The sequence below is a fragment of the Mycobacteroides franklinii genome, from assembly GCF_002013895.1.
In the GTDB taxonomy this organism is placed as follows: domain Bacteria; phylum Actinomycetota; class Actinomycetes; order Mycobacteriales; family Mycobacteriaceae; genus Mycobacterium; species Mycobacterium franklinii.
In genome coordinates this window covers 1-17,902 of the sequence record NZ_MAFQ01000016.1, presented here as the reverse complement: position 1 = coordinate 17,902, position 17,902 = coordinate 1, and the positions used below count along the sequence as shown (strand labels likewise).

Here is a 17,902-nt window from a genome sequence, read left to right as displayed (position 1 = left end):
GTTCTTCTCCCTCTGTCACGCCCGTACAGAATCGCGGGCGGTTAGCGCTTGCGGCGACGATCGGGCCGCGCACCCGGCTTCGGGGTGCGGCTCGTCGTACCTGATCCATTTGTTGAGTCCGGGGAAGCCTGTCCCCCGGTGTCCTCGTCCGTGCCATCGGACTCCACGACCTCGGTGCTGTCCGAGTCGTCTGTCTGTTTGGCGGGCTGGTTCTTCCCACTGCGAGTCGGCTTGGCTCCCGGCTTCGGGGCGTTGGCCGCTCGCCGCTCCAAGTCCGCCTGCTTCTTCTCTTCTTCTTCCTTGGCGATGTGGTTGAAGACGTAGTGCTGCTGCCCGAACGTCCAGATGTTGTTAGACACCCAGTACAGGATGATCGCGATCGGCAGGAACGGTCCACCGACGACCACGCCGAGCGGGAACACATACAGCGCCAGTCGGTTCATGATCTGGGTCTGCGGGTTGGCTTGAGCCTCGGGGCTCTGACGCGCTATGGATGCCCGGCTGTTGAAGTAGGTGGCGATACCCGCGATCACCATCAGCGGAATGGACACACCGGCCACGGCCAGTCTGTTGAATTCGGTGAACGCGTCCAGACCTGTGGTCTGAACCATGGTGGCACCCAGGGGCGCGCCGAACAGGTTGGCGTCCAGGAAGTTGGCGACGTCGTTCGCACTGAAGAAGTAGTTCCCCGTGGCGCGGTTCGCCTCCACCGTCATATGCACCTGGCCGAAACCACCGGTAGTTCGGTTGAAGGACCGCAGCACATGGAACAGGCCTAGGAACACCGGGATCTGCGCCAGCATCGGCAGACAGCCGAGGATCGGGTTGAAGCCGTGTTCGCGCTGCAGCTTCTGCATTTCCAACGCCATGCGCTGGCGATCGTTCTTGTACTTCTTCTGCAGCGCCTTGATCTGTGGCTGCAGCTCCTGCATCTGCCGGGTGGTCCGGATCTGCCGAACGAAGGGCTTGTACAGAATCGCGCGCAGGGTGAACACCAGGAACATCACCGACAGTGCCCAGGCGAAGAAGTTCTTGGGGCCCAGCAGGTACGCGAACAGCTTGTACCAAACCCACATGATCCCCGAGACCGGGTAATAGATGAACCCGAGGCTGAACCAATCAAACATCCGCTGTGCTCCTTCGCACGCTCACGTGCTCTTCGCCCCGACTATCTCGGTCCCCGTGGTTCGTATGGCGTTCGGGAATCGGGTCCCATCCACCGTGGTGCCATGGTCCACACTTCAGTAGCCGAATGGTGGCCAGCCAACCGCCGCGGAGCAGTCCGTGCACGCTCAACGCCTCGACCGCGTACTGGCTACATGTCGGCATAAACCGGCAACTGGGCAGCCGCATGGGTGAGATCCAGGTCTGGTACAGACGGATCAGGAAGATTACGGCGCGCGCCGGGCGGCTTTTCATCGCTGCCGCTCTGCTGCCGGTTCCTGCCGTCGCGCCGACCGTTCGATTCCATCTCGCAGTTGCTGACGCAGGCTTGCCGACAGCGCGGTACCACTGCTGGGGAGGGCCCTGATCACCATGCGATCTACCGGCTCAAGTTTGGGGAGCAGCTCCGCGGCGACGTGCCTAAGCCGACGAGATACTCGATGGCGTACGACCGCACCGCCGACCGACTTTCCGACGATCAAACCGACCTTGGGACCCTCCACCTCTCCACAGGAGGAGTCCACGCAGCTCCGCTGGAGATGAATCACCAAGTCCGCGTGGGCAGTTCGCACGCCACGCTTGACGGTCTGTCGGAATTCGGATGATTTGGTCATCCGGTGTCGAGTCGGCAACACCGACTACTACCAGCGCCCGAAACTCAGGCGGTCAGTTCCTTGCGGCCCTTACGACGCCGGACCGCAATGATTGCGCGCCCGGCGCGGGTGCGCATGCGCAACCGGAAACCGTGGGTACGCGCGCGACGCCGATTGTTTGGCTGGAAGGTCCGCTTGCCCTTTGCCACCGCTACTACTCCTTTATGTCCGTCACGTTCTCAACAGAAATCACGCACGCCGCTAGTTCACGACGCATGCGATGTGCTGAGACGTATCAGTCCGTTGGTACTTCTCACTCGCCACCGGCGCGGTACCTACGGAATCCTGGGTTTCATCCCTGATGACGTGCGGGTCGCGGCCGTGCCGCCAACGTTCGGGCGACTGTTTGAGGGTACTGACCTGCTCGGCGCCGGTCAAACTGATCACAAACGTCACACGCGTATCCCCTCTCCACAGGAGTCTGTCACCTTCCCGAAAGTTGTCATCCGTGTCTCCGGATCGGTTGGCGGGCGGATACAAAAACTGTTAGCTTCTGCGAATGCCGTTTCCACCGGGCGCATGCATCGGAACCATCCACACTGGCCGATGCCGATCGCGGTCGGACACCGACTAGCCGGTCCCCGGAACAGGTGATCCAACTCGATCACCTGGTATGCGCACACTGACCACCATGGGGGTGGTCGGCTTTGTTGTCCACAGCTGTGGATAACCGTGTGGAAACCCACGACCGATCGTTGAAAAGGGGCTAGTGTCGACGTGACCCCACCAGCCAGAGAGATACTCGCCGTTGACTGATGAACTGAATTCCCAGTTCACGGCGGTATGGAATACCGTCGTCGCGGAACTCAACGGTGACGACAACCAATATCTTTCGAGTTTCCCGCCGTTGACGCCGCAGCAGCGCGCCTGGCTGACGTTGGTCAAACCACTCACGATGGCCGAGGGTTTCGCGCTACTTTCCGTACCCTCGAGCTTCGTCCAGAACGAGATCGAACGGCATCTGCGCGGGCCGATTGTCGAGGCACTCTCCCGGAGGCTGGGCGAGAACGTCGAGCTGGGTGTACGTATCGCCGCGCCAGCTCCTGGCGAAGATCCAGACGTCGCCGGAGCCACCCCGGAACTCGAACTCGACGAGGTCGATGAGACCACCGAGGCGCTTGCCAGCGCACACGAATCGTGGCCCTCGTACTTCATCAATCGACCGGGCGGCGCCGATAAGGCCGAAACCCCCGATACGAGCCTCAACGCGCGCTACACCTTCGAATCATTCGTCATCGGCGCATCCAACAGGTTCTCGCATGCGGCGGCCGTGGCGGTCTCAGAGGCCCCCGCACGGGCCTACAACCCGTTGTTCATCTGGGGTGAATCGGGGCTCGGCAAGACGCATCTGCTGCACGCCGCGGGGAACTATGCACAGCGTCTCTTTCCCGGTATGCGCGTCAAGTACGTATCCACCGAAGAGTTCACCAACGACTTCATCAACTCTTTGCGCGATGACCGTCGCGTTGCGTTCAAGCGCAGCTACCGCGACATCGACGTTCTCCTGGTCGACGACATCCAGTTCATCGAGGGCAAGGAAGGTATCCAGGAAGAGTTCTTCCACACCTTCAACACCTTGCACAATGCCAACAAGCAGATCGTGATCTCCTCCGATCGACCCCCGAAGGGCCTGGCCACCCTCGAAGACCGGCTACGGACCCGCTTCGAATGGGGCTTGATCACCGATGTTCAGCCTCCCGAACTGGAAACCCGCATCGCGATCCTTCGTAAGAAGGCACAGATGGATCGGCTCGACGTTCCAGACGACGTGCTGGAACTCATCGCCAGCCGCATCGAACGCAATATCCGCGAACTCGAGGGTGCCCTCATCCGGGTGACGGCATTTGCCTCACTGAACAAGTCCCCCATCGAGCTGCCGCTGGCCGAAATCGTGCTGCGCGACCTCATCCCAGACTCCAATGCGATCCAGATCAGTGCCGCCACGATCATGGCCGTCACCGCGGAGTACTTCGACACCACGCTCGAAGAGCTCCGTGGGCCCGGTAAGACCCGTGCACTAGCCCAGGCACGTCAGATTGCCATGTACCTCTGTCGTGAGCTCACCGACCTCTCCTTGCCCAAGATCGGGCAGACGTTCGGCCGCGACCACACCACTGTCATGTATGCGGACAAGAAGGTCCGTGGCGAAATGGCGCAGCGGCGTGAGGTTTTCGATCACGTGAAGGAGCTCACCGCACGGATCCGCCAGCGCTCGCGCCATTGACCTCGTTGCTCCCTACCCGGCCCACCGCGGCCGGGTTTTTTTGTGTCCCCGCGCCGCCACGCCCGCTCAACACACCCCTATTTCAAGACTTTTCGAGATTTTTCTCGACGATTTTTACTCACCTCGTGTGGCTCACACGCCACATCCACAACATCGGAGGTTGTGCACAGGGATGTGGACAGCTCTTGGTCAAACCTGCCATCGCTTGGGGGTTGCTGAACAAATGACACGTCGTCCACATCCACTGCTCGTCAATCACATCAGAATCCACAAATTCCTGACAGCCTCACTGAGCCTCTGTGGTGCGATAACACTTGTCTGTCCACAGCTTCCACAGCACCTACTACTACTGCTTAAATCTCTCTCTAATCTCTCTCTTTAAAAGCAGCTGTGTGGATGGATGCGTCAACATGGCCCGTCCGGCCGGTAACCCGGCGATGGACGCGAGGGGTCTTACGAGAAACCGATCCGCTTTCCCGATGCGCCGAAAGCATCTACGGTTGTGCTTCGGAAGCCGCATGGCCTGACGGCTTCCAACCCGTGTGACGAGACTTGTGCAGGGTGCTCCGGTAAATACCGGATGGCTGCCCGATGCGCTGTCGGTCTTGTCACTCGGACGTGCCACGATGGCCATTACTGATTTTTGTGTTTTTGTGTGGAGACAGTCCGACCTGGACAACGAGGAAGCGAAGGGTATTCATGGATCTCGCGAGCCCGACTGCCGCAGACACCAGCCTGAAGTTCAGGGTCGCGCGGGATGATTTCGCCGATTCGGTGGCCTGGGTTGCCCGTAGTCTGCCCTCCCGGCCGACGGTTCCGGTGCTGGCTGGTGTGCTGCTGACCGCGCATGACACGGGTTTGACGCTGTCGGGCTTCGACTACGAGGTTTCCGCGCAGGTGAAGGTTCCGGCTGAGGTTGCGGCTTCCGGTAGTGCGTTGGTGTCGGGCCGACTGCTTTCGGATATCACCCGGTCGCTGCCGAATAAGCCGGTCGACGTCGCCTTGGAGGGCACCCGACTGTTGATCAGTTGCGGGAGTGCGAAGTTCTCACTGCCGAGCATGCCGGTGGAGGATTACCCGGCCCTGCCGTCGTTGCCGGAAGAAACGGGCGCGCTCAGCGCTGATGTGTTCTCCGAGGCCATCGGCCAGGTGGCGGTCGCTGCCGGTAAGGACGACACCCTGCCGATGCTTACCGGTGTTCGTGTCGAAATCAGCGGCGACACAGTGGTTTTGGCTGCTACAGACAGGTTCCGCCTGGCCGTGCGTGAGCTGAAGTGGACCTCGGGATCCGGCGACATCAATGCCGCGGTGCTGGTGCCGGCCAAGACGTTGTCGGAAGCCGCAAAGTCGGCGTCGAGCGGGTCCGATGTGCAACTCGCGCTCGGTGCCGGTTCGGCAATCGGATCTGAGGGACTGCTCGGCATCGTCAGTGACGGCAAGCGCAGCACCACCCGGCTACTGGACGCGGAGTTCCCCAAGTTCCGCCAGCTGTTGCCGACCGAGCACACCGCGTTGGCGACCGTCGCTATTTCGGAACTGGTGGAAGCCATCAAACGTGTTGCGCTGGTTGCCGATCGCGGTGCCCAGATACGCCTGGAGTTTGAGCCGGGACTGCTGCGGTTGTCGGCCGGTGCCGACGATGTGGGTCGTGCGGAGGAAGAGCTGGAGGTGGAGTTCGTCGGCGAGCCGCTCACCATCGCCTTCAACCCGACTTACCTGACCGACGGGCTGGGGTCGCTGCATTCGAGCCGGGTCACCTTCGGATTCACCACGCCGAGCCGTCCGGCCGTGCTGCGTCCTGCGGATGACGATCAAAGCTCCCCGGACGGCTCCGGGCCGTTCACGGCAGCGCAAACTGAGTATGTCTATCTATTGATGCCGGTGCGTCTGCCCGGCTAGGACTTGCGTTCCTAACGGCAACGGACTGTTCATCGGAGGTTATGGGTCATGCAGCTGGGTTTGGTTGGACTGGGCAAGATGGGTTTCAACATGCGCGACCGGCTGCGCGCCGGTGGGCACGAGGTCATCGGATATGACCCGCGTCCGGAGGTCACCGACGTGCCGTCGCTGAAAGGATTGGCGGATGCGCTCGAGGCGCCCCGCGTCGTGTGGGTGATGGTGCCGTCGGGCCCGATCACACAGCAGACGATTGCCGAGCTTTCCGAAGAATTGTCCGAAGGCGACCTCGTGATCGATGGCGGTAATTCACGTTTCACTGAGGACAAACCGAACGCAGATCTGCTGGCCGCCAAGGGAATTGGCTACATTGACGCCGGGGTTTCCGGTGGCGTGTGGGGCAAGGACAATGGTTACGGGCTGATGGTCGGCGGCAGTGATGAGGATGTGGCGCGCGCGATGCCGATCTTTGACACGCTGCGTCCCGAGGGTGATCGCGCCGACGGATTCGTCCACGCGGGTCCTGTCGGGGCCGGTCATTACGCCAAAATGATTCACAACGGCATCGAATACGGGCTGATGCATGCCTACGCCGAGGGATACGAATTGCTGGCCGCTGAACCGCTGATCACCGATGTACAGGCGGTGTTGCAGGCCTGGACCAAGGGCACGGTGGTGCGCTCCTGGCTGCTGGATCTGCTGGCCAAGGCATTGAAGGAAGACCCCGGTTTCGATGCGATCTCCGGATACACCGAGGACTCGGGTGAGGGCCGGTGGACCGTCGAAGAGGCCATCAATCATCGGGTTCCCGCACCGGTGATTGCCGCCTCGCTGTTCGCCAGATTCGCTTCGCGCCAAGAGGATTCGCCTGCGATGAAGGCCGTCTCGGCGCTGCGCAATCAGTTCGGTGGCCACGCGGTCAAGCGCGTCGGTCTTTCCGGCTGAGGGAGGCCCGCGGACCGAGGTGTACGTACGACAACTGGGATTACGGGACTTCCGGTCATGGGAGCGTGTCGACCTGGAGCTCGAGCCAGGTCGCACCGTATTCGTCGGGCCAAACGGTTACGGCAAGACGAATCTTGTTGAGGCGCTGTGGTATTCGTCTACGTTAGGGTCACACCGTGTTTCCACCGATGCACCCCTGATCCGTACCGGAGCCGAGCGGGCGGTCGTGTCGACCATCGTGGTCAACGATGGTCGCGAGTTGGCCATAGACCTCGAAATCGCTGCCGGGCGCGCCAATAAGGCCAGGATCAACCGGTCACCGGTGCGCAGCCCCCGGGAGATTGTCGGGATTCTGCATGCGGTGCTGTTCGCTCCCGAAGATCTGTCTTTGGTGCGCGGTGATCCGTCGGACCGCCGGCGCTTCCTGGATGATCTGTTGATTCAGCGCAGGCCCCGGATGGCTGGGGTGCGCGCGGACTACGACAAGGTGCTTCGCCAACGGACCGCACTGCTCAAGACGGCGGGGGCGGCATTACGGCAACGCAACGACCAAAGCGTGCTGGACACCCTGGATGTGTGGGACGGCCATTTGGTAGCCCATGGTTCCGAATTACTTTCTGCACGTTTGGAATTGGTGAGCGAGCTGCGGCCGTTGGTGGAGAAGTCGTACCAGCTGCTGGCCCCCGCGTCGCGCTCGGCGGACATTGCCTACCGCAGTAGCGTCGACGGGGTGGATGCCGAGCTGTCGGTGGAGCACCTCGCCGATGCGTTGCAGGCGGGATTGGTGGCCAAACGGTCAGCGGAGATCGAGCGGGGAGTCTGTTTGGTCGGACCACACCGTGATGACCTGGAACTGAGGCTCGGGGACGGACCTGCCAAGGGGTTCGCAAGCCACGGAGAGTCCTGGTCGTTTGCGTTGGCGCTGAGGTTGGCGGCCTTTGACCTGCTGCGCACCGACGGCACCGACCCGGTGCTGATGCTCGACGATGTCTTCGCTGAGCTGGATGGGGCTCGGCGACGGTGTTTGGCCACGGTTGCCGCTGATGTGGAGCAGGTCCTGGTGACGGCTGCGGTTCCTGATGATGTTCCCGAGGAATTGTCGGCGCGGACGGTTACCGTCGATGTGCAGGAAGACCCTGCGGGACGAAAGTCGGTGGCGTATGAGTGAGGAAGAGGCCTGGCCGCCCGAGCACTTGGCTGGGGTGAAGGGCATGGATCTGGTGCGCCGGGTACTCGAGGAGGCTCGCGGGGCGGCCAAACAGCAGGGTAAGGACATCGGTCGAGGGGGCAGATCTCCGGAGCAGCGTCGCCGGGTGGCCGGCGGACGCCGGACCTGGTCGGGCCCGGGTCCGGACGCGCGCGACCCCCAGTTGTTGGGCGGGGCCGCAGGCGATTTGGCGAGACGCCGGGGTTGGTCGTCCCGAGTTTCCGAAGGCGCGGTCTTTGGAAGATGGGAGGCGGTCGTTGGCGAGCAGATCGCCGCACATGCGACTCCGACCGCGCTCAACGAGGGCGTATTGACGGTGGCAGCGGAGTCCACGGCGTGGGCCACACAGCTTCGGCTGGTGCAGGCGCAGCTGCTGGCGAAGATCGCCGCAGCCGTCGGCGATGGTGTGGTGACCAGTTTGAAGATCTCCGGACCGACCGCACCGTCGTGGCGCAAGGGTCCCCGGCATATCGCCGGACGTGGTCCGCGCGACACCTACGGCTGAGGGCTCATCGCGGCGTCGCGCGCCGGAACCGGCGTCCAGAGCGTCTAGACACAGGCCGATCCGAGATATGCGACGGACGGCGTAAATAGAGGGGACGAAACATGCCCTGAAACTAGGTGCCGTCGGTACAGACCAGTAGGATGGTCGTGAGACGGATCGCGGGGTCCTTGTTATCGAGCGGGCCCGCCAGAGTCGTTACTTCCAGACAGGAGACAAAGTCGATCGTGGCTGCGCCGAAGAAGAGTGCCAAGAGCGAATACAGTGCCGACTCGATCACCATCTTAGAGGGGCTCGAAGCGGTCCGGAAGCGCCCCGGTATGTACATCGGGTCCACCGGCGAGCGCGGTCTGCACCACCTGATCTGGGAAGTTGTAGACAACTCCGTCGATGAGGCGATGGCCGGGTATGCCACGACCGTCGAGGTGACCATGCTGGAGGACGGCGGCATCCAGGTCAGGGACGATGGCCGCGGTATTCCCGTGGCGATGCATGCCTCCGGAATACCCACTGTTGATGTCGTCATGACCCAGTTGCACGCCGGTGGCAAGTTCGACTCCGATTCCTACGCCGTCTCCGGTGGTCTGCACGGCGTGGGTATCTCGGTGGTCAACGCGCTCTCCACAAAGGTTGAGTTGGAGATCCTGCGGGATGGCCATGAGTGGCGGCAGGTCTACACGGCGTCCGAGCCGGGAACACTGCAGCAGGGTGCGGCGACCAAGAAGACGGGCACCACAGTCCGATTCTGGGCCGATCCGACGATCTTCGAGACCACCACCTACGACTTTGAGACGGTCGCCCGGCGCCTGCAAGAGCAGGCATTCCTGAACAAGGGCCTGACCATCAAACTCACCGATGAGCGGGTGAGCAACGCCGATGTGACTGACGAGGTGGTCAGCGACACGGCGGAGGCTCCTAAGACCGCCGAGGAGCAGGCCGCCGAATCGGCTGCGCCGCACAAGGTTAAGAACCGCGTCTTCCACTACCCCGATGGCCTGGTCGACTTCGTCAAGCACATCAACCGCACCAAGTCAGCCATCCACTCCACCATCGTCGACTTCTCCGGCAAGGGCGAAGGCCACGAGGTGGAGATCGCGATGCAGTGGAACGCCGGCTACTCGGAGTCGGTGCACACCTTTGCCAATACCATCAACACCCACGAGGGCGGTACGCACGAAGAAGGATTCCGTGCCGCGCTCACGACGGTGGTCAACAAGTACGCCAAGGAGAAGAAGCTTCTCAAGGAGAAGGACACCAACCTCACGGGTGACGACATTCGTGAGGGCCTGGCCGCGGTGATCTCGGTGAAGGTCGGCGAGCCGCAGTTCGAGGGCCAGACGAAGACCAAGCTGGGCAACACCGAGGTCAAGTCGTTTGTGCAGAAGGTGTGTAACGAGCAGCTTCAACACTGGTTCGACTCCAACCCTGCGGACGCGAAAACTGTTGTCAACAAAGCGGTTTCGTCGGCGCAGGCACGGATCGCCGCGCGCAAGGCGCGCGAGCTAGTGCGGCGTAAGAGTGCTACCGACATCGGGGGGCTGCCCGGTAAGCTGGCCGACTGCCGCTCTACCGATCCGTCGAAGTCCGAACTGTATGTGGTGGAGGGTGACTCGGCCGGTGGTTCGGCCAAGAGTGGCCGCGACTCGATGTTCCAGGCGATCCTGCCGCTGCGAGGCAAGATCATCAACGTCGAAAAGGCACGTATCGACCGGGTTTTGAAGAACACGGAAGTCCAGGCCATCATCACGGCGCTGGGCACCGGAATTCACGACGAGTTCGACCTGGCTAAGTTGCGCTATCACAAGATCGTGCTGATGGCCGACGCCGACGTTGACGGCCAGCACATTTCGACGCTGCTGTTGACGCTGCTGTTCCGGTTCATGCGTCCGCTCGTCGAGCACGGCCACATCTTCTTGGCGCAGCCGCCGCTGTACAAACTCAAGTGGCAGCGTAGTCAGCCGGAGTTCGCCTACTCGGACCGCGAGCGCGACGGGTTGATGGAAGCCGGGCTCAAGGCCGGTAAAAAGATCAACAAGGACGACGGCATCCAGCGCTACAAGGGTCTGGGCGAGATGGACGCGAAGGAACTGTGGGAGACCACCATGGATCCGTCCGTACGTGTGTTGCGCCAGGTGACTCTCGACGATGCCGCCGCGGCGGACGAGCTCTTCTCGATTCTGATGGGCGAGGACGTGGAGGCACGCCGCAGCTTCATCACCCGAAATGCCAGGGACGTGCGCTTCCTCGACGTGTAATGGCGGCCGGCGATGCCGCCGCTGTAGTTGAAGATTCAATTTGATCTTGAATCTTTTCGTCCCGATGGAACCGAATCCGGAGATCGTGACGTCGTACGGAGAAGTACGACAGCAGCCGGAGGGATTGTGTAGATGGGTGAGAAGTTCAGCGTCAACGTCGAAGAGCTCGCGGGTTTCGGTGCGGGTGTCGAGGATCTAGCGGCGTATCTGGGCAAGGTGCGTGCTCTGGTGGATTCCGAGGGTGGCCCCAAGGACGGCTGGGATGGCCTCATGTCCCAGTTGAAGGGTCCCTTCGAGGCCGCCAAGACCAAGACCTCTGAGCGATATGACAAGCGCCAGACCGCGACGTATATGACCGGCAATGAGCTGATTTCTCTCGCCAACACCTACAAGGAACAAGAAAACAAGACGGGCGCCAGAATCAGGGCGGCCGCATCGCCATTGCCCGGACACGACTCACGGCGCGACGGTGACGCCACCACGGCCGCCAAGCACTACTCGACCGGGGATACTCCGGATCTGGCCGCGCCTAAGCACGAGGAAGCCGATGTGGTGTCCATCGTGCGAGACAAGGCCGCGTGGGTGGCCGATGCCGATGAGGCGATCCAGAAGGTGTCCGGTTGGAGCCCGATCAACGACACGTTCGAGAAGCTGGTCGGCAACTGGGCCGAACTGACGCGTATCGGCAACGTGTACGAGAAGGCTGGCAAGGGCATGGAGGGGGCCGGCAAGTCGCTTGCCAGCATGACGGAGCAGTCGCGGTCACATTGGGATGGCAAGTCGGCCCAGGCTTTTGAGGGTTATTCCGAGGATCTGAGTAAGGGTCTTGAAGCCGAGGCGCCGTTGACCAAGGTCATCAAGGATTGCCTGGACGTGCTGGTGGAGCAGATCAAGAAGCTGATCAAGACCATCGTCGACATGGTCGTCGAGAAGCTGAAGCAGGAAGTTCAGATCGACAGTTGGAAGGACGCCCTCAAGGTCCTGGCCAAGAAGATTCCCATTGCGGGAACTGCCTGGCAGGTGGAGCGCCTGGCGATGATCCTCAAGGAAGTCTTTCAGGAGGCACAAAAACTGGTCGACGAGGTTCAGAAGGCGGTGGACCTGGTGAAATCCGTCATCGAGTTCTTCGAGGACCCGGCGGCGTACCTGGAGAAGAAGGGCAAGGACTCGCTCAACAAGTCTGTGGATAACGCCCTCGGCAAAGCTGGCGTCAGCAGTGACGCTGGGAAACAGCTGGTGAAGGATCTGCCGGCCGCGGTGTTGGCGGCCCCGGATTTCCAGGCAGCTCCTGGTGACGGCTATTCCGGCGGTGCGGGTGGTGCGCCATGGGAGGATGGCAAGTGATGGAGGTTCCACTCGACCCGGCCCTGCAGGCGCTGGTGCGTAAGGTCACCGACGGCGTCGCGGAGATGGAGGCCGTTCGATTGCAGGGTGAACGCTACATCGATACCCCGATTGAACCGGTTTTCACTGAGCGCAAGCAGACCCCTCCGGCACCCCAGATTCCTCCTACACCAACGGAGTTGGAGGAAGACGACTTCTATGCGTTCAAAGATCCATTCGGCACAAAAAAGTGGAAGTGAATATGAGTAAACGAGCATGGGTGGCGGCCGTGGCTGCGGTGGGACTTCTCGGAGTTGGATGCGGATCGCCCAAAACCGAGACCACCGGTGCGTCTTCTCCGGCCACATCGAGTTCGGTGGCGACATCAGCCGCGCAAGCATCAGAGACGAAAACCTCTGGCTACCAGCCGTTTAGCCCCGCAACAGATCCCTGCAGCCTTGTCATACCCGAGCAGCTGGGCGCCCATGGCGCGGCCCCGATCAATTCCCGGGCCAGGGAGTCAAACGGGATACAGCAGTGCACCTATCAAGACGCCGATCACAACAAGGTACTGAACCTGAAGTTGTTCAAGAACGCCGATGGTGCAACCAACTTCCGCGACATTCATGTCAGGATCCTGCAGGCCGATGGCGCCGAGATCTATGTCATGAAGGATGAGCAAAACGAATGCGGCGCTGCGCTTTTGGGGCCGGAAGACAATATAGTGCAATTCGACTTCGAGCCCGGGACAGCGGCGGTGTCCGCCGCGCAGGTGCAGACCGGACAAACGTGGTGCGACTTCTCAGCGCCCGTCATCGCGGAGGCCAATAAAAGGCTTGGTTGGACCAAGTAGTACCGACGACTTTGGGTGACTAGCCGAGTCACCCAAAGTCGTTCGTGCTCATTCGTGGCCACCAAGCTGGGAGGCGCTCCGGGCATCGCTGCCGGTGATGGCACTGCTGGTCATCCGCAGCTTGTCGCGGTAGTCGTCGCAGTGCGCGCCACCGGTGGTCATCAGCCCGGCGAGTCGCTCGATAGCCGGCTCGATATCGGCCATCTGCTCGGCGTAGTGGGCCCCAAACGTCTCTGCCCGCAGCTCGCAGGACCGAACCCTGTCTCCCTGGGCACGCAGGCCTTCGGCGGCACGACCCCACACGCCCGCCAACTTCTCCATACCGTCAGTGTCGATGTATGTCATGCGAGGGGCCTCCTTGGCTTCAACTACCTACTGGGACGCCAGCAGACGGGAATCGGTTCCATGAATTTGTGACGGGCTAGAAGCCCGGGCAGGTGGCGGTGAGTCCGACGGCATGGGGTTCGTCGTAGGCCTGCTGCTGGTAGATCCGGTACAGGTCGGCCTTGATGCGAAGAGCGTCACCGTCCTTGATCACAGATGCATTGGAGGGAACGCGGGTTGTGTAGTTGAACAGTGCACCGCCGACGTATCCGTGCAGTACCGCACCGTCCTGCACCTGAAAAGTGAGGTTGTTTCCAGGCTTGCCCAACGCTGGTTTCACCTCAACCTTCAACGAGCCGTCCGACTCGCGGCTGCAGTAGGCGGCATCGGTGCCATCGACGAAGACCCTGCCGTCGACCGTCGCTTCCACGCGGGGTCCCTTGGGATCGGGTGCCGGAGGGGCAGGCGGCGTCTCCGGCTGCCGCGGGCTGGGGTATGCCGGGCACGTTGCGGTGACGGTGAACGGAATCGGTTTCGGTTCACCGGGATCCAGATTCATAAACACCACCCCCGAGACGTTGTACGTCGCGCCGTGCACTGCGACCGTGGGTGGTGACGGCAGATGCGACCACGTCTTCCACAGGTAGGTGCCTCGTCCCGGTAGGCCGAGCTGGACCTCATTCACGGACGAGGTCGCGGTGTCCAGCCGCAAGGTCAGTGAATTTCCTTGCGGCGCGGTGCTAAAGCCGATGGTGGTTTCCTGCCCGAACCCCAGACAGGCCGGGTCACCAAAGGTCAACGGATTCCCGTCGAGGGTGGCGTCGATGGTGGCCGGGCTACGGGGAAAGTTTGGCGGTGCCGGGGCCGGAAGAGAGGACGTCGTCGCCACGGCGGACATCGCGGAGGGCGCGGCGGCCGGCGGCGTCGGATCGCACCCCGCGACCGGTAGCGCAACGAGTGGCGCCAGGAGAATCCCCCAGCTCCGTCGTCCAGCGCGGGCGGTGATGAGTCGTGCGGTCATCGGAGTCCCCTCAATTGATATGTGTGCGTCTGTAATTCGGAGTTTTGATCGGCACGGTCCTACGCCGAGCAGGAACCCCCACGCCGGATGGTTTCGAGCGCGGAGAGCGGAATGTGGGGCTGCCACGCTCCGGCATGGACCGGCCCTGCGCGCTCGGCAGGCATTACGAGGACGAGGCCGTCGCCGTCCAGATACCAGGCTTTGTAGTCGTCGCTGTAACCGCCATGGCCGGGCTGAGGCTCGAACTGGCTGATGGTGAACTGGGAGTTCTTGTCCAGGGCTACAGCCTGTTCCACATACGGGCGGACCAGCGGGGGCAGTGCGGTGAGCGGGTTTACGCCCGGGCATAACAAGTCCCCGAGCGTGAGTTGCCGCTGGATTGTCTGGTCGAAGGTGAAGGTGACGATCGCATCGTTGGGATGAGGCGTACCGGTCACGAACCATTCTTCGGTGAAGACGACGGACAGTGTGTCCGGGGCGTGTTTGTACGTCTTATAGCCGAGACTCGCCTCGCTGTTTTGGGTGACATTGTCATTCGGGTGACCGAATTTGGTGAAGAAGTCGGTCAGGAATTGTTGTAGTGCCGGGCCCGCGGTCGGGTCCTGCAGCAAGCTGGCCGGGTATGCGGCTTGAACCTTGGCGGTGATGTTCTTCGAGTTCGTACCCGTCAGGGAGCAGCTTTCTTTGGAACTATCCCATGTCCCACCCAGGTTGGTGCAAAAGTCTGTCGGCGGCGCTGCGGTTGCAGGACTTTGTACCGGACTGCCAGAGGAGCAGGCCACCAGTGAGAGGACAAGCACGGCAAGAGGACGCAGTGTCCAGACGTTCGTTTTCCACATGTCGTTGTTCCTTCTGTCACCCGCCGAGTACGGACAGTGCTCGCTGGTAGACATCGCGCTTCTTGTCCCGATTGCCGTCGTAGTAATTGACGATATCGGTCACCGCATCGATCCCCCCGCTGTCTGCGGCGGCGTTGATCCCGTGTGTGGTCCAGTACCATTCCGCTGCCGCAAAACCATATTCGGGCTGTTGAAGGAGTTCCGGTGTTTGTGTGAAATCCATTGGCGGATTCGGGTTGTAGCTCTGGTTGTACCAATCGGTGAAATGTTGGTAGTTGCTCCTCCCGGTGACCTGGATGGGTCCGCGGCCCATGAACCGCGCGCCGTCTCCCGGTTCGATATTCCCGAGCTCTTGGCCTTTGGGGGTTTGTGGACCGTAGTGTGCGTTGAACCAGTCAGCGTCGGGTCCGCCCGGATACGCGCCCTCGTACCACATGGTCAACTCTCCAGATTCGATCGCACAGGTGGCGAGGAACGCGGCTTGTCTCTGCGGCGTGTTGATGCCCGCATGTTCCATCATCGCGTTGAGCTGGTCCAGAATTCGCTGTTGCTGCTCCGCGGGCAGGCTCGCGAAGTTCCCCTGATTGAAGACGGCCTGCAACTGCTCCATCGTCACCTTGTTGAAAGAGCTTTCCTCCGGTCCGTTTTCGCTGATGTTGAGTGCTTCGCGCAGGATGGTGTAGTTGTCGGTGACGAATTGGTCCATGCTGGCGTTGGCGTCGTTGAAGGCGGCGATGGCGGTGGCGAATGCGCCGATGACGCTGGTGCGTAGATCGTCTTTGACTTGTCGCGCAGGCCAATTGACTCCGGGGCTGCCATGCCAGGCATAGAGGTGTTTCTCGGAGTCCTCAAGGCCTTTGTTGTCGGCCATGATCGCGGCGGCACCGGTGCTGAGCCGGTTGGCGAAATCTGCCGGGTTGTTTTGGATCGTGCCTTCGATCATCAACGTGATCGCCGCGGTGTACTCGTCTTGCTTTTTGTTCAGCCCGAAGTACAAGTTGTCATCGACACCCTTGATCGCTTCCTGGGCGTCTTTCAATTTTTGAAGGTTGGTCTGCAACTGTTCGGTGTTGGTTTTGTATTTTTCCCAGGCCGCATCGGCGGCGTTGCCTTTCAAATACTGTGAGAGGCGCTCGGTTTCACCGATCAAACCCACCTGCTCGGTGCCGCCGGCCACCGCGTCTTGAAGGTGATCTCCGGACTCGCGGATCACCTTCAAATTGATATCGGCCTCCTTGTAATAGGCCGAGTCGAAATCGGCGGCACTACGGTCCATCGGCAGACCTGAGAAGTCCACCCCCGCCTGACTCAGCTCGCCTTGATGGCTCTTCAGAATTTCCCAGTACCCACAAAAATCCCGGATCTTGGCACCGTCATCGAGCACCTGCCGACCCGTGTCATACACCACCACCACAAACCCCCAGACCTAGAACGGAACGGTGCTGTATCCGGGCGGGGCCGCGGTCCGGTTCCGGAGGAATCTCTCCAAAGTCGCGCGGTCGCACGGATACGGCAGCGTTCCGCCGTTCCGAGTACCCGCCGACGTCCGGTTGGAGTCATTGACCCAGTACTGCGGCTGGCCGTTCTCATCGAACGTCACACGCGAGATCGACAAGAAATGCCCGCCGCCCGGTGTCACCGAGCCGTTCACGATCACTTGGCGTCCGGCCTGCAGGTCGGCGGTCATCTGGTTCGTCAATTCCGTCACCGCCTCCGGAGAGCTGCCCGTGGCGTTGTTGACAACGGAGTCGATGCCCAGGCTTTGCAGCTGCTGGGTCATCAGACCTGGCCCACCGGGGAAGCCGTCGCGCTCCGAGTTGGGGTCGTAGATTTGGACTCCTTGCCATCGGGTGATCTGGTCGATGTCTGCTCGATTGGGTGGGAAATGCAGGGGCATGCCGTCCATCAGTTTGTTTTGCACATCGGCGGGAAGATTGATCTCCTTGCCGTTGGGGCCTTCTCGCGTTCCGTATTTGTTGGCCAAGGCACTCGCCAGTGCCCACCGGGAGCAGTCCCCACCGCCGACACCGTCGAGCGAATACTGCGACCATTGGCCAACCTGATCTTGCTCGTCGGGGGTCAGTGGGCTCCCCACGGCCGGTCCGTTTTCGCTGATGTTGAGTGCTTCGCGCAGGATGGTGTAGTTGTCGGTGACGAATTGGTCCATGCTGGCGTTGGCGTCGTTGAAGGCGGCGATGGCGGTGGCGAATGCGCCGATGACGCTGGTGCGTAGATCGTCTTTGACTTGTCGCGCAGGCCAATTGACTCCGGGGCTGCCATGCCAGGCATAGAGGTGTTTCTCGGAGTCCTCAAGGCCTTTGTTGTCGGCCATGATCGCGGCGGCACCGGTGCTGAGCCGGTTGGCGAAATCTGCCGGGTTGTTTTGGATGCTCGGTGCCGCCGGCCACCGCGTCTTGAAGGTGATCTCCGGACTCGCGGATCACCTTCAAATTGATATCGGCCTCCTTGTAATAGGCCGAGTCGAAATCGGCGGCACTACGGTCCATCGGCAGACCTGAGAAGTCCACCCCCGCCTGACTCAGCTCGCCTTGATGGCTCTTCAGAATTTCCCAGTACCCACAAAAATCCCGGATCTTGGCACCGTCATCGAGCACCTGCCGACCCGTGTCATACACCACCACCACAAACCCCCAGACCTAGAACTTCAGCCGGTTTCCGCGAAATTCCCAGAAGCT

19 protein-coding genes and 2 pseudogenes are annotated in these 17,902 nt (G+C 61.5%); 10 read left to right on the top strand and 11 right to left on the bottom strand.

Annotation, left to right across the window (positions count from 1 at the left end; genetic code table 11):
- Positions 1-41: 41 nt before the first annotated feature.
- The 5 genes from yidC to rpmH are packed head-to-tail and all read right to left on the bottom strand — an operon-like array spanning position 42 to position 1,966.
- Positions 42-1,127: a membrane protein insertase YidC gene (gene yidC, locus B4393_RS23145; RefSeq protein ID WP_078336139.1), complete on the bottom strand. Its 1,086-nt coding sequence runs from the start codon at positions 1,125-1,127 to the stop codon at positions 42-44.
- Positions 1,120-1,362: a membrane protein insertion efficiency factor YidD gene (gene yidD, locus B4393_RS23140; RefSeq protein ID WP_236743240.1), complete on the bottom strand. Its 243-nt coding sequence runs from the start codon at positions 1,360-1,362 to the stop codon at positions 1,120-1,122. The genes yidC and yidD overlap by 8 nt, the downstream gene beginning before the upstream one ends.
- Positions 1,316-1,471 (bottom strand): hypothetical protein, encoded by a 156-nt coding sequence (locus B4393_RS28195; protein ID WP_236743243.1) that lies wholly within the window; start codon positions 1,469-1,471, stop codon positions 1,316-1,318. The genes yidD and B4393_RS28195 overlap by 47 nt, the downstream gene beginning before the upstream one ends.
- On the bottom strand, positions 1,416-1,799 hold the full coding sequence (rnpA, locus tag B4393_RS23135) for a ribonuclease P protein component (protein ID WP_078336137.1): 384 nt from the start codon (positions 1,797-1,799) through the stop codon (positions 1,416-1,418). Before rnpA ends, B4393_RS28195 begins: the two co-directional genes overlap by 56 nt.
- Before the next feature lie 23 nt (positions 1,800-1,822).
- On the bottom strand, positions 1,823-1,966 hold the full coding sequence (rpmH, locus tag B4393_RS23130; protein WP_030097696.1) for a 50S ribosomal protein L34: 144 nt from the start codon (positions 1,964-1,966) through the stop codon (positions 1,823-1,825).
- A 73-nt stretch (positions 1,967-2,039) separates the two neighbouring features.
- On the opposite strand from rpmH, the pseudogene B4393_RS23125 reads away from it, so the two are divergent.
- From B4393_RS23125 to B4393_RS23075, 10 genes and pseudogenes are all read left to right on the top strand, one after another.
- Positions 2,040-2,443, top strand: a pseudogene (locus tag B4393_RS23125) (hypothetical protein).
- A gap of 122 nt (positions 2,444-2,565) precedes the next feature.
- Positions 2,566-4,041: a chromosomal replication initiator protein DnaA gene (gene dnaA / locus B4393_RS23120; protein ID WP_078282182.1), complete on the top strand. Its 1,476-nt coding sequence runs from the start codon at positions 2,566-2,568 to the stop codon at positions 4,039-4,041.
- A 699-nt stretch (positions 4,042-4,740) separates the two neighbouring features.
- Positions 4,741-5,940, top strand: coding sequence for a DNA polymerase III subunit beta (gene dnaN / locus B4393_RS23110; protein WP_070937668.1), 1,200 nt, complete (start codon positions 4,741-4,743; stop codon positions 5,938-5,940).
- A gap of 33 nt (positions 5,941-5,973) precedes the next feature.
- Positions 5,974-6,882: pseudogene (gnd, locus tag B4393_RS23105) on the top strand (phosphogluconate dehydrogenase (NAD(+)-dependent, decarboxylating)); the annotation flags it as partial.
- A gap of 19 nt (positions 6,883-6,901) precedes the next feature.
- Complete coding sequence (gene recF, locus B4393_RS23100) at positions 6,902-8,050, top strand: DNA replication/repair protein RecF (RefSeq protein ID WP_078336200.1); 1,149 nt, start codon at positions 6,902-6,904, stop codon at positions 8,048-8,050.
- Positions 8,043-8,594 carry a DUF721 family protein gene (locus B4393_RS23095; RefSeq protein ID WP_070937666.1) on the top strand — a complete coding sequence of 184 codons (552 nt, stop codon included), beginning with the start codon at positions 8,043-8,045 and terminating at the stop codon, positions 8,592-8,594. Before recF ends, B4393_RS23095 begins: the two co-directional genes overlap by 8 nt.
- Before the next feature lie 224 nt (positions 8,595-8,818).
- Positions 8,819-10,846: a DNA topoisomerase (ATP-hydrolyzing) subunit B gene (gene gyrB / locus B4393_RS23090; protein WP_078282180.1), complete on the top strand. Its 2,028-nt coding sequence runs from the start codon at positions 8,819-8,821 to the stop codon at positions 10,844-10,846.
- A gap of 132 nt (positions 10,847-10,978) precedes the next feature.
- Positions 10,979-12,190 carry a hypothetical protein gene (locus B4393_RS23085; RefSeq protein ID WP_070937664.1) on the top strand — a complete coding sequence of 404 codons (1,212 nt, stop codon included), beginning with the start codon at positions 10,979-10,981 and terminating at the stop codon, positions 12,188-12,190.
- Positions 12,190-12,429 (top strand): hypothetical protein, encoded by a 240-nt coding sequence (locus B4393_RS23080; RefSeq protein WP_078336199.1) that lies wholly within the window; start codon positions 12,190-12,192, stop codon positions 12,427-12,429. The genes B4393_RS23085 and B4393_RS23080 overlap by 1 nt, the downstream gene beginning before the upstream one ends.
- 2 nt (positions 12,430-12,431) lie before the next feature.
- The gene (locus tag B4393_RS23075; RefSeq protein WP_078336135.1) at positions 12,432-13,022 is read left to right on the top strand and encodes a DUF3558 family protein; all 591 of its coding nucleotides are present in this window, start codon (positions 12,432-12,434) and stop codon (positions 13,020-13,022) included.
- A gap of 48 nt (positions 13,023-13,070) precedes the next feature.
- Here B4393_RS23075 and B4393_RS23070 read toward each other — a convergent pair whose 3' ends face one another.
- The 6 genes from B4393_RS23070 to B4393_RS23045 all read right to left on the bottom strand — a co-directional run bounded on the left by B4393_RS23070 (position 13,071) and on the right by B4393_RS23045 (position 17,845).
- Positions 13,071-13,367: a hypothetical protein gene (locus B4393_RS23070; RefSeq protein ID WP_078336134.1), complete on the bottom strand. Its 297-nt coding sequence runs from the start codon at positions 13,365-13,367 to the stop codon at positions 13,071-13,073.
- Between the two features lie 76 nt (positions 13,368-13,443).
- Positions 13,444-14,367 carry a lipoprotein LpqH gene (locus tag B4393_RS23065; protein WP_078336133.1) on the bottom strand — a complete coding sequence of 308 codons (924 nt, stop codon included), beginning with the start codon at positions 14,365-14,367 and terminating at the stop codon, positions 13,444-13,446.
- A gap of 59 nt (positions 14,368-14,426) precedes the next feature.
- Entirely contained in the window at positions 14,427-15,206 is a 780-nt protein-coding gene (locus B4393_RS23060; RefSeq protein ID WP_078336132.1) for an RsiV family protein, read from the bottom strand.
- Positions 15,207-15,222: 16 nt separating this feature from the next.
- Entirely contained in the window at positions 15,223-16,614 is a 1,392-nt protein-coding gene (locus B4393_RS23055; protein ID WP_208863578.1) for a glycoside hydrolase family 19 protein, read from the bottom strand.
- Positions 16,615-16,632: 18 nt separating this feature from the next.
- Complete coding sequence (locus tag B4393_RS23050) at positions 16,633-17,538, bottom strand: hypothetical protein (RefSeq protein WP_078336130.1); 906 nt, start codon at positions 17,536-17,538, stop codon at positions 16,633-16,635.
- The gene (locus tag B4393_RS23045; RefSeq protein WP_157901325.1) at positions 17,516-17,845 is read right to left on the bottom strand and encodes a hypothetical protein; all 330 of its coding nucleotides are present in this window, start codon (positions 17,843-17,845) and stop codon (positions 17,516-17,518) included. Before B4393_RS23045 ends, B4393_RS23050 begins: the two co-directional genes overlap by 23 nt.
- Positions 17,846-17,902 lie beyond the last annotated feature (57 nt).

What these genes read in the sequence shown, in the direction of transcription:
- yidC (WP_078336139.1), bottom strand. Translation starts at nt 1,127, where the DNA reads ATGTTTGATTGGTTCAGCCTCGGGTTCATCTATTACCCGGTCTCGGGG.
- B4393_RS28195 (WP_236743243.1), bottom strand. Translation starts at nt 1,471, where the DNA reads ATGGAATCGAACGGTCGGCGCGACGGCAGGAACCGGCAGCAGAGCGGC.
- dnaN (WP_070937668.1), top strand. Translation starts at nt 4,741, where the DNA reads ATGGATCTCGCGAGCCCGACTGCCGCAGACACCAGCCTGAAGTTCAGG.
- B4393_RS23095 (WP_070937666.1), top strand. Translation starts at nt 8,043, where the DNA reads ATGAGTGAGGAAGAGGCCTGGCCGCCCGAGCACTTGGCTGGGGTGAAG.
- B4393_RS23085 (WP_070937664.1), top strand. Translation starts at nt 10,979, where the DNA reads ATGGGTGAGAAGTTCAGCGTCAACGTCGAAGAGCTCGCGGGTTTCGGT.
- B4393_RS23080 (WP_078336199.1), top strand. Translation starts at nt 12,190, where the DNA reads ATGGAGGTTCCACTCGACCCGGCCCTGCAGGCGCTGGTGCGTAAGGTC.
- B4393_RS23075 (WP_078336135.1), top strand. Translation starts at nt 12,432, where the DNA reads ATGAGTAAACGAGCATGGGTGGCGGCCGTGGCTGCGGTGGGACTTCTC.
- B4393_RS23070 (WP_078336134.1), bottom strand. Translation starts at nt 13,367, where the DNA reads ATGACATACATCGACACTGACGGTATGGAGAAGTTGGCGGGCGTGTGG.
- B4393_RS23065 (WP_078336133.1), bottom strand. Translation starts at nt 14,367, where the DNA reads ATGACCGCACGACTCATCACCGCCCGCGCTGGACGACGGAGCTGGGGG.
- B4393_RS23060 (WP_078336132.1), bottom strand. Translation starts at nt 15,206, where the DNA reads ATGTGGAAAACGAACGTCTGGACACTGCGTCCTCTTGCCGTGCTTGTC.
- B4393_RS23050 (WP_078336130.1), bottom strand. Translation starts at nt 17,538, where the DNA reads ATGGCCGACAACAAAGGCCTTGAGGACTCCGAGAAACACCTCTATGCC.